Below are 8,630 nucleotides of genomic sequence, written 5' to 3' on the forward strand. Positions count from 1 at the left end.
CCAGGGATCTTGATGCGGCAAGCGCAAGCGAGCCAAGGAAGACTCCCATCGCCGCAGGCGACAGGGGCCAGAATTTGATCGTAGTCCAATGTCTATTCCCCCGGTGTGTACCAGATCGGCGAGGTGTAGGCGCGGTCCTGGACCGTCATTGCCGTCCCCTCCGGCATTTCCACTCCGAAATAGGCGGCGTCGTAGGCCGTCCAGCGAGGCGACGGGATCTGCAGGACGCGGACGTAGTAAAACGCCTTCAGAGACGGATCGAAGTCCGGGTCCTCCCACCAGCCGCCCAAGACGGCACGACCGATGTCGTTGGTGTAGCTCGCGGTCCCGATGTCGACCGTATTGCCCACATCGCCGTCGCAGGCAGCGTCGACGATCTCCCGGTCGGCGCAGGCGATGTCGTAGATGCGCTCTTGCGTCTCGCCGTTCGCGTCGAGCCAGCCCTTGACGATCTGGATGCGGTCGAGGTTCGCGCCGTCCGGATCGCGCAGCGCGCGCACCATGAAGCGGGGTGCCGCCCCTTCGGGTCCCTTGCGCAGATCGCCCCCCATCGGAACCCCTCGGGCATAGCCTTGCGCGGCGAAATCGGGTCGCTGCACTTCGTCTTCCTCAAAATCCCAGCCGCCGAATACGCGCACGCGCAGCCGGGTTCCAGTGGTCGCAAAGACCTCGCGGCGCTTCATCGCATCCCAGATCGCCTCTCTCGTATTCTCGGTTGCCCAGACCGCCGCCAGTCCCGAGGCCCCAAGATCCCGGTCGTAGATTGAATACTGTGGATCAACGGTGCTCTCGATGAAGATGCCATCCTTGCGGTGATCGGACGGCTCTACGAAATGGATCTTGCCAAACCAGTTCTCCTCCCGTGTCGAGGGGATGGCGTTGTGCGCGTCGGTCGAGCCGATCATGCCGAACTTGAAGGGGTTGACGCCGAGGCGCGCCTCTTCCGCCAGCCCCAGCTTCAGCGCCTCGCGCGCGTACTCGGTCTTCAGCATCCACGGCTCCTTCGCAACCGTCCCGGTGAGATTGGAGGCATCCATCAGCTCGAAATCGGCAAAGGCGTCGTCGGGGGACAGGAGCGGATGTGCCTCGCTGGTGCCCTTGGGTTGCGTGACCTCCAACAGCGGCTCGTAGCGTGCGCGGGTCGAGGCATAGTCCTCGTTGAACGCCTCTCCACCGAAGGTTTCCAGCATGAACATCATGCCGTTCGACAGGTTACCGTTGTGCGGGATCGCGAGCGCACGGCCACCCGTCCGCGTCTCGTAGTCCCTGAGATAGGCCCAGAGGTCTTCCGGATCGTCGCTGTCGAAGGCCGAGAACGGCACGACTTGCCGGGTCCTGTCCGGCCCGTCGCGGAAGATCACGTTGCGATGCAGGTTGTTGCTGCCGGGGCCGGAGGTCCATTCGTACCCGATGAAGGCGGTGAAGACACCCGGCTCGTTGTAGCGCTCGGCATTCTTGATGACACTGTCCCAGACGCGGATCGTCATCTCCGGACTGTCGATCGGGTCCTTCCCTTCGGCGTTCGCAGCGCTCCACTCGTAGGCCGCGTCTATCCCGGTCCCGGCCTGAAAGTAGTCGAACCAGCGCTGGCCGGTCTCGGTTTCCAGCAAGAGCGGGTCGCCACGCTCGAGGTAGTCTGCGACGCCGATGTTTTCCGCATGATCGGCAACGACCACGAAGTCGAGCGGCCGGATAAGCTTGAAGCGCTGGCCGCTCTGGCTTTCGATCTCTTCGCCGCGCGAGACACGGTAGGCGGCATCTGGCCCAAGCGTTGCACCGGCCATCCCCGCATCCGCCGACCAGGACGTGTGAAGATGCGTGTCGCCGAAGTACACATTCTGCGGGAAGTGCTGATCCACGTAGGGCGAATAGGGCGTGCTCCGCGTCGCCTGATGTTCTTCGGACAGCGTGAACTCCTGCGCTGCGACCATGGCTGTGGTCGAGAGCAAAATGGCGGTAGCGAAGAATGTTCTTCGGGTCTCTATGAATTTCATTGGGCGGCCTTTCGGTGGTGACGTGTCGCGCGCGTCCGGAAAGAAAAACCAAGTCTGTAACCGCGCCAGCCTAGCATTTTCGGGATTGCCAATGGTCCTGATCGGGATACTTTACTGGTCGATGACGAACAAAATTTCAGATGAAGACTTCGCCGCAACGGGTTGGCTCTCAACTCTCCCTGATCCCGTTCGCGGATCGGTGCTGGAGAAAGCGCGGTGGCGGACCTTCGGACCGGGAGACACCGTCTATGCGTCCGGCGCTGCTGGAAATACGCTTTGGGGCATCGGTTCCGGCACGATTAAGATGTACATCTCGGCGGGTGAGGAACACATGAGGTTCTGCCATGCGGTTGGTCCCGGCTACTGGTTCGGAGAATTGGAGCTTCTCCTGGACCTGCCGCGCGTCATCGAAATGCGGACCGCCGGAAACGCAAGACTTCTCTGTCTGCAAGAGCAAGACCTGAACAAGATCGCTGAAGAATACCCAGCGCTCTGGCGGGCAGTCGCACGATTGGCGGCGACGAACGAGGCACTGGCCATCGCGGCGGTCGATGATCTCATGTTGAGAGACCCGCGCAAGCGCCTCGCTGCGACGCTCCTCCGCCTGTCGGGCCTGCGGTGGGACTTTCAGGGCAAGCGTGACTTGCCGGTCGTCCCGGTTACGCTCGTCGAGCTTGCCGAGGTGGCCAATCTGTCCCGCAGCGTCGCTGCGAAGCTTGTTGCCGAGTTCGTTGCCGAGGGGATGGTGGCAAAGGAATACGGGCGGTTGCGGATCGACCGACCGGATCGGCTCGAGCTGGTTCTGCAGTCGTAGTTCGAAGTCACTTCGGACGCTCGCGACTGAAACATCTTGCTGAAGCAAACCGTCCGCTTCGTCCGCACCCCGTTCCATTGAGCGGACCGCAGCGAACGGCCGCAACGCGCGGGACCAGCCGTTCACGACGTGAGCGGCGAACCGCTGCTTTGAGCCCAAGCCCGCCGTACGCTCTCGCCGCAGCGAACTTCTGCTGCCCGCCCTCGCGCGACCGTCATGCTGCCTGCGCCGAACGGACTCTCGCCGCCCTGCACCACCGTTCTGCGGGGCGAAGCGAGTAGCTGTCCTCCACATCCTCGCTCCAAGCACAACCGACTCCGTTGCGGCATCACGAACACTGCTCGAATTGGTCCGTTTTTTCCGCCGGTGATTGGCCGGGAGCGACTGATCTAATTGCTCCTGAGAACCATTTCTACGTGGTTGACCATGCGCTCCGCATCCGGGGCGGCGGCAAGGATTGTGCCGGAACGACGGGAAACGGAATAGGGCACGCCTGCGATGCAAAGCCCGGCAACGCGGGTAAGCCCGCCAGATTCAATAGGGGCACCTCGATTGTCCAGTACGGCGGGCACCCGCAGGAAAGTGTAGTCACCTCGCACGCCTGTGCACCAAACCACCGATCCGACGCTCCGCGTCAGGTCAAGTTCCAGTATCGCCGGATCGGGGAGAGTCGGCACTACGGTCTCGGCAGGATCCGTTCGGGCCGCCGGTGCCATGATGCCATTGGCCGTCAGCCACGCATCGATCCGTGCCTTCGTCTCCGCGGCAGTCGTGTCCCCAAAGGCGACATTGACGCTCACATCTGAGTCGAAGTGCGCCCTGCCTGTTTCGATAGCGTTCAGTCGTCCTAGCAGTTGCACGCCCTGTGCGCTCAGTGACTGTAGGCTGATCGTGTGGTCGGCACCAACCAGCGCTCGCGTCGGAATCGGGCCCGCTGTCAGCAAATTGGCCTTCGGTATGTCCATGATGCCGGTGTCGACCATCCATGCCATACTGTGGCGGCCGCGATAGCTGTGGGTCTGCCGCGCCACGCGGCTCGTCGAGAGATAGACTTCGCGGCCGGCCCGGATAAGGTCCTCGGCGATTTGACCACCCGATTGGCCGCTTCCGACCACCAGCACCGCGCCTTCGGGCATTGACGTGGGATTGCGGTAGCTCGTCGCGTCGTATTGTGCCACGGCGTCCGGTACGTTGGCTGCCAGCGCAGGACGGACGGCCACGTTCTGATCACCGCTGGCGACGACGACACATCGGGACAGCACCGTCTCCCTGTCCAACTCGATACGATAACCGCGCCCGTGCGGCTCGATCCTGCGCACTTCCCGGCCACACTCGACCGGCAGACCCCGACGTACCGCGTAATCTTGCATGAGGGCGATGAATTCCGCGACGGGCATGGCACCGTCAGGGTCGTCGCTGGTGTCGCGTTCGCCCGGCATGACGGTCTGATGCCTTGGAGTGTTTATTCTAAAGGAGTCCCACCTCTGGGTGCGCCAGGTCTCGGCAATACGGTGTCGTTCGAACAGGCGATGGTGGATGCCCCGGGCGGTCAGTTCACCGCTGACGGCTAGCCCAGCCCAACCGCCACCGACCACGATGCACTCGAGCGCGCCGCCGCGAATCTCGTATCTCCCCCATATGGCGAGAGACCATATCATCCATTCTTGAGTGCAGGTGTTCCGAAATGCGGCCCCAAACGCTGGCTGGTCAAATGACCGCTCCGTCCGCTCTACCGCCCTTGAGGCCGGACGCGGCGAACGGCCGTTCTCCGCCCTGCGCGGCCGACCCTTGGTGGCGCCGGTCGATCGTGACACGAACGTCTGGTTTCACCCTCGATGCCCGGGCCTTCGCGATCGCAGCGAATGCCTGGAATCCGCCCAATTCACCTAACTTGTGCTTGTATGCCGCGGCAGCACAACGGAGTTGCAAGAGAACGGTGCTGCAATGGGCAAGCATCTTCCATATGCAAATGACGGCCGGGCAATGCCCTTCGCTCCCTGATCAGTATTCACGCGATGCCCTGTGTCAGTGGCCAGCTGCTTCCCCGGAGTCTTTCTCCTGCCCCGCCTTCAGGTGCCTTGCATCGGTTCACTCCCCGATCTGATGCCACGCAGACCGTTCCGCATGGGCGCCAGCCGGTGGGGTTCGTTTTCGCGTTTTTGTGCCAGCCCAGAAGGAGTCGATCTGGCGCGGTTTTACCAATCGTCGCTGTGCATGCCTCGTTAGCGTCCGCGCACGTGGTGTAATTTCGGCGCCTTTGTCGGTGTGATCCCGGGTGGCCATCGAGGTGTATGGTCGAGGTGGAGTTTCGACGCTTCAACCACGAACCTTACGGAGACCCCGATGACCAAAGCCAACATGGACCTGTCCGAGCTTCTGGCCAAGCACGATCAGGGCGACTTTCTGCGCAGTATCGCCGAGGCCGTCCTGCAGCTGATCATGGAGACCGATGTCGACGGCTTGATCGGTGCCGGCAGGCATGAACGAAACGGTGAGCGCACGACCTGGCGCAACGGGTATCGGGAGCGCGCGCTCGATACTCGTCTGGGCACGCTGAACCTGCGGGTTCCGAAGCTCCGGCAGGGGAGCTACTTCCCCGGCTTCCTCGAGGCCCGCAAGACTTCGGAACAGGCGCTGGTGGCGGTGATCCAGGAGGCTTGGATCGGCGGCGTCTCCACCCGGCGGGTCGACGACCTGGTGCAGGCCACAGGCGCAAGGCCCGGTCGAAAAGTACCTCTATCAGGTTCTCGACGAGGGCCACCTTCCGCAGCCGGACGCGCCGGGAAACGGGGCGGGAGTTACCACAATCTCGGCGATGCTCGATCACATGAAACGCACGCAGCCAAGAGCCGACTATGTGCAGCTCCCGCTGTTCGGGCGGACGCTGACGAAGCTCTTCCCCGGCGTGGAGAAGATCCAAAGCGGTCAGTTCATCGTCGGCCGAGACGCCAATGGTCGCCTGCGTACCGAGCGGTCCATGCGGTATCGCTTTCCGCCCCTAAAAGAGTGTCGGCGCCTCTTCGGTGTTTACATCGGGCAAGACGTGCCCTGGTCAAACGATATGGAGGAATGGCAAGGCGCCGAGTTCGATGCCCAGCACAAGGAGGGCGACTATCCGTTCTGAGCGCGAAGTATAGGCGGTACAGGTGGTACACGTACCTGGCGCGGTGCCGGGTGCGCGTTGCTGCGCCACCCATCTACATACCCCTATACTGCCTATAGAACCAATAGAAGTGCCCGCCGTTGGGCGTTGGCACCGCGTCCAGCGATGAAGAGTTGACGCCATAAATGATCTCAAAGCGAGAGACTACAAAGCCACTCTCGAATGGCGTTGATCGCACCCTGGTTGCCTGCATCGGCCGCCAGTTCTTCCAGCTCTGCCGCCGCGTCTCCAAGGGTGCGTCCCGCCACAACGCCGTCGCGCCCTTCCAGCCGGTTCTGTAGCCAAGCCTCCAGCCCCCGGCGAAGCTCGGGCCTCAGCGCGTCTGGCTGTTCGAGAAATACGATGCGCCGCCCCAGTTCGCGCAGGCGGTCATCTTCAAAGGTCTCTACCAACTCCACGCGTTCTGGCCAGGTCGCCCCGTGAAACGCCTGCATGCGCCCCTCATCCGCCCGGCTAGGAAACCCTTCATACATCCGCGCCTCGACCACCTCAGCAGCCGGCCAGGGCGGGTAGCGCTGGGCTAGGGCTTGCCCCACCCTTGCGGCAAAGGGGCCGTCCTGGACGATCTGAGAGGCCCGGCGGGCGATCTCAGCGTCCGGCACGCCGAAGTCAGGTCCAAGGCCAAGGTCCACCACCGCGGGCATCTTGTTGGATGTGACAATCCGGATGGCCCGGTCAGGCCCCTGCATCGCCTTCACCAACCCGTGGACATCCATTTGAAGAATCGGCTCGGGATCCTTGGTCAGATCGAAGACCCCGAGCATGGTCGGATTGTCGGGGCTCTGGCCGCAGCCCACCACCGGAAGCACGGTCGGGTGGCCCATGTGGTACTGGACAAGACATAAAGGCTGACCCGAGAGTACCCGTGCCTGCACTTCCGCCTTGTCGATCAGCGGCATCAGAGAAACCCACACAGCTGGCGCACGGTCGCGGATCAGGCGGGCCATGTAGATAGTTGCCTCGACATCCGCCAGGGCGTCATGGGCATTCTCGTGGGCGAACCCGTTGGCGGGGGCCAGCATGTCGAGTTTTAGGGTGGGCCGCTCATTGTGGTTGATAGGCACGGTGATAGCGTTAGGCGAAAGGGCTGCTGTGGCCTGCGCCAGGCGAAGCACATCCGCCCGCTGATTGCCGTTCGTGTTGGTCAGGTAGATCGGCTGTAAGGTCTGATAGAACGCCTGCCGCAACAGCGGCTCGTCGAAGGCAAGGGTGTTGTACCCGATGAAGATCGCTGGCGACCACTCACACAGCTTCTGGGCTATGGTCAGCATAGCCTCGTAATGTGTCGGCAGCCCGGGGTCCATCAGCATCGCTGGCGTCACCCGCGTGGCCAGCAGAGCGCCAGGGGCCGGGACAACATGGGGCAGCAGGCGGCAGCGGATTTCGAAGCGGTCAAGCTCGTTCAGGTCCGCGTCCGTGCGGATTGCTGCGAACTGCAGAATCCGGTCGAAGGTGGTGTCCGTGCCGGTGGTTTCGGTGTCATAGAAGACGTAGGTCATGTCAGCAGCCTAGCTTGCCACGTTGCAGGCGCTAAGCCCAAGTTTGCACTAGCGGATTTCGCCTCATCCAGTACCTTATGGGAGCAACCCCGCCAGAAGCAGAGATATTGATTGCTCATGATGGATCCGAGCGAGAAGAAGAAGCTGAGCGAAAGCGATATTTGCGATCTCTTTATTTCGCCGTCTATTCGCAATTCGGGTTGGGATCCAATGACGCAAATACGGCGTGAAGTGACCCTTGCTCCTGGACCAGTCATTGTCCGCGGGAATATGTCCTCCCGAAATAAGAAGAAAAAAAAGTTCGCCGACTATGTTCTTTCATGGGAGCCGTCAGTTCCAATTGGTGTTGTCGAAGCAAAGGACAACAAAGTTGGTGTAAGCCACGGGCTGCAGCAGGCGCTAGGCTATGCAGAGATCTTGAATATCCCTAGCGCATTCAGCTCGAATGGAGATGCTTTTGCCGGGCACAACAAAATCCCGGAGGCTGGCGAAGACATCGAAACGGAATTCTCCCTCGATGAGTTTCCGACCCCGGAACAGCTTTGGAAGAGATACAAGAAGTTTCGTGGAATTGAGGACGAGGAAGAAAAACTCGTTCTGCAGCCGTATTATGAGGACACCTCCGGCAAGGAGCCGCGCTACTACCAAGTCGAGGCCATCAACCGAACGATTGAGGCGGTAGCGAAAGGGAAGAAACGGGCTCTACTAGTCATGGCGACGGGAACGGGGAAGACCTACACCACGTTCCAGATCATTTGGCGGCTATGGAAGGCAGGGGAGGCAAAGCGCATCCTTTTTCTCGCGGATCGCAATGTGCTTGTTGATCAAACGCTCGTGAATGACTTCAAGCCGTTCGGCGCGGTGATGACCAAGATTCGCAACCGCACAATCGACCCGTCCTACGAGATACACCTTGGCCTCTACCAGTCACTCACGGGTCCTGACGAAGCCGACAAAGTGTTCAAGACCGTTTCCCGTGACTTCTTTGATCTGATTGTCATCGATGAGTGCCACCGCGGTAGCGCCGCCGACGACGCCGCCTGGCGTGAAATCCTGTGAATCCCGGAGACAAAATGGACAGCGGAAACGGTCGGATGTTCTGACTGTCGCGGAGTAATATTCCGCATCTTTCGCCTTAGGCAACGAGCTGAAGGCGGGGA

The 8,630-nt window shown here is 61.4% G+C and carries 6 protein-coding genes and 2 pseudogenes; 4 read left to right on the top strand and 4 right to left on the bottom strand.

All coding sequences use genetic code 11. From position 1 onward, the window contains the following. Positions 1 to 92 precede the first annotated feature (92 nt). Complete coding sequence (locus R5H32_RS19125; protein ID WP_318340279.1) at positions 93 to 1,931, bottom strand: DUF3604 domain-containing protein; 1,839 nt, start codon at positions 1,929 to 1,931, stop codon at positions 93 to 95. On the opposite strand from R5H32_RS19125, the gene R5H32_RS19130 reads away from it, so the two are divergent. Next, positions 1,930 to 2,808, top strand: a complete 879-nt coding sequence (locus R5H32_RS19130; protein ID WP_318340280.1) for a Crp/Fnr family transcriptional regulator — start codon at positions 1,930 to 1,932, stop codon at positions 2,806 to 2,808. The two genes, R5H32_RS19125 and R5H32_RS19130, sit on opposite strands and share 2 nt — an antisense overlap. Before the next feature lie 389 nt (positions 2,809 to 3,197). Here R5H32_RS19130 and R5H32_RS19135 read toward each other — a convergent pair whose 3' ends face one another. Both R5H32_RS19135 and R5H32_RS19140 read right to left on the bottom strand, forming a co-directional pair. Further along, positions 3,198 to 4,466, bottom strand: a complete 1,269-nt coding sequence (locus tag R5H32_RS19135; protein WP_318340281.1) for an NAD(P)-binding domain-containing protein — start codon at positions 4,464 to 4,466, stop codon at positions 3,198 to 3,200. 658 nt (positions 4,467 to 5,124) lie between these two features. Further along, positions 5,125 to 5,289 (bottom strand): hypothetical protein, encoded by a 165-nt coding sequence (locus R5H32_RS19140; protein ID WP_318340284.1) that lies wholly within the window; start codon positions 5,287 to 5,289, stop codon positions 5,125 to 5,127. On the opposite strand from R5H32_RS19140, the pseudogene R5H32_RS19145 reads away from it, so the two are divergent. Continuing rightward, positions 5,212 to 5,520 (top strand): annotated as a pseudogene (locus R5H32_RS19145) (transposase); the annotation flags it as partial. The gene R5H32_RS19140 and the pseudogene R5H32_RS19145 overlap by 78 nt on opposite strands. A gap of 115 nt (positions 5,521 to 5,635) precedes the next feature. Continuing rightward, a complete protein-coding gene (locus R5H32_RS19150; RefSeq protein WP_318340285.1) occupies positions 5,636 to 5,932 on the top strand; it encodes a hypothetical protein in 297 nt (98 codons plus the stop codon). A 170-nt stretch (positions 5,933 to 6,102) separates the two neighbouring features. Here R5H32_RS19150 and R5H32_RS19155 read toward each other — a convergent pair whose 3' ends face one another. Then, complete coding sequence (locus tag R5H32_RS19155; RefSeq protein WP_318340282.1) at positions 6,103 to 7,470, bottom strand: exonuclease domain-containing protein; 1,368 nt, start codon at positions 7,468 to 7,470, stop codon at positions 6,103 to 6,105. Positions 7,471 to 7,590: 120 nt separating this feature from the next. Between R5H32_RS19155 and R5H32_RS19160 the strand changes: the two are divergent. Then, positions 7,591 to 8,526: pseudogene (locus R5H32_RS19160) on the top strand (DEAD/DEAH box helicase family protein); the annotation flags it as partial. Between the last annotated feature and the right edge of the window lie 104 nt (positions 8,527 to 8,630).

Origin of the sequence: Defluviimonas sp. D31, assembly GCF_033436765.1 — a bacterium.
GTDB lineage: Bacteria > Pseudomonadota > Alphaproteobacteria > Rhodobacterales > Rhodobacteraceae > Albidovulum.

What these genes read in the sequence shown, in the direction of transcription:
- R5H32_RS19125 (WP_318340279.1), bottom strand. Translation starts at nt 1,931, where the DNA reads ATGGTCGCAGCGCAGGAGTTCACGCTGTCCGAAGAACATCAGGCGACG.
- R5H32_RS19135 (WP_318340281.1), bottom strand. Translation starts at nt 4,466, where the DNA reads ATGATATGGTCTCTCGCCATATGGGGGAGATACGAGATTCGCGGCGGC.
- R5H32_RS19155 (WP_318340282.1), bottom strand. Translation starts at nt 7,470, where the DNA reads ATGACCTACGTCTTCTATGACACCGAAACCACCGGCACGGACACCACC.
- R5H32_RS19140 (WP_318340284.1), bottom strand. Translation starts at nt 5,289, where the DNA reads ATGCCTGCCGGCACCGATCAAGCCGTCGACATCGGTCTCCATGATCAG.
- R5H32_RS19150 (WP_318340285.1), top strand. Translation starts at nt 5,636, where the DNA reads ATGAAACGCACGCAGCCAAGAGCCGACTATGTGCAGCTCCCGCTGTTC.
- R5H32_RS19130 (WP_318340280.1), top strand. Translation starts at nt 1,930, where the DNA reads ATGGCTGTGGTCGAGAGCAAAATGGCGGTAGCGAAGAATGTTCTTCGG.